1 protein-coding gene is annotated in these 1,176 nt (G+C 45.7%); it reads left to right on the forward strand.

Annotation, left to right across the window (positions count from 1 at the left end; all coding sequences use genetic code 11):
* Positions 1–1,007 (forward strand): Zn-dependent hydrolase (locus tag CWC11_RS20220; protein ID WP_138684124.1); only part of this gene is annotated, 1,007 nt, incomplete at its 5' end.
* Positions 1,008–1,176: the final 169 nt, after the last annotated feature.

Consider the following 1,176-nt stretch of genomic DNA (forward strand, 5'->3'; position numbering starts at 1 on the left):
GCTCTCACCTAGACACCGTACCCAATGCCGGTGCATTTGATGGCATTTTAGGTGTGCTACTCGGTATTGAAATAGCCGCTCTTGCACATACACTTAAGCTTGATTTGCCGTTTCATTTAGATGTAGTAGGTTTTTGTGATGAAGAAGGCACCCGCTTTGCCACCACATTAATTGGCTCAAAAGCACTGGCAAACGAGTTTGACCCGCAGTGGTTAAATATAGAAGATACAAACGGCATTACTATGCGCCAAGCCATGCTCGACTTTGGTTTAAACCCTGCAAACTATGCAAAAGCAGCACTAAACAAAAATGAGTTACTCGGTTACTGGGAAACCCACATAGAGCAAGGCCCCGTGCTTGAGTCGGTAAATCAGGCGTTAGGCATAGTCACTGCCATTGCAGGGGCAAAGCGCGCTATGATCACCCTAACAGGTCAAAGCGGACACGCTGGTACCACACCTATGAATTTGCGTCAGGATTCGTTAGCAGGTTGCGCCGAACTGACGCTTGCCATAGAGCAACTAGCAAAAGATGCGAGTAATGGCGAAGTAGCCACCGTTGGGCAAATTCAAGCACGCCCAGGCGCTACAAACGTTATTGCAGGTAAAACCACCATTAGCCTAGATGCACGCGCTCAAAGCGATGACGACCTAGCCATATTACTTAATGCAATACATACCCGCGCAGATCAAATTGCAACATCGCGTAATTTAACGCTCGATTGGCAATGGACACATGCCGCCGATGCCGTAGCGTGCGACACTAAAATTCAGCACTTATTTACTAGTGCATGCAAACTTAATAACCAAGCCTCACCTTCACTTGCCTCAGGCGCTGGGCACGACGCCATGGCCATAGCTCCTATTTGCCCTGTTGGTATGTTGTTTATACGCAGCCCTGGCGGCATAAGCCATCACCCAGCAGAAGCCGTTATAGACAGTGATGTAACAAAGGCACTTAGCGTAATGTACAGTGCACTTGTGCTGTATGTGAAAGAGTTAGGCTAAAGTTGAACAAAAGAGCTAAATTAGTAGCTCTTTTAATTTTGAGAACATTGGATGTTAAAAAACATTTTATTTCTAATAGCTTGTGTATTTATAACTGTGGCAGCCTGGCTTGTCTTTCAAGTTTTTGGTCAACACACCTTTTCAATAATGTTAGGGCCTGCTTATCTTT

It is taken from the genome of Pseudoalteromonas sp. S3178 (genome assembly GCF_005886985.1).
Lineage (GTDB): Bacteria > Pseudomonadota > Gammaproteobacteria > Enterobacterales > Alteromonadaceae > Pseudoalteromonas > Pseudoalteromonas carrageenovora.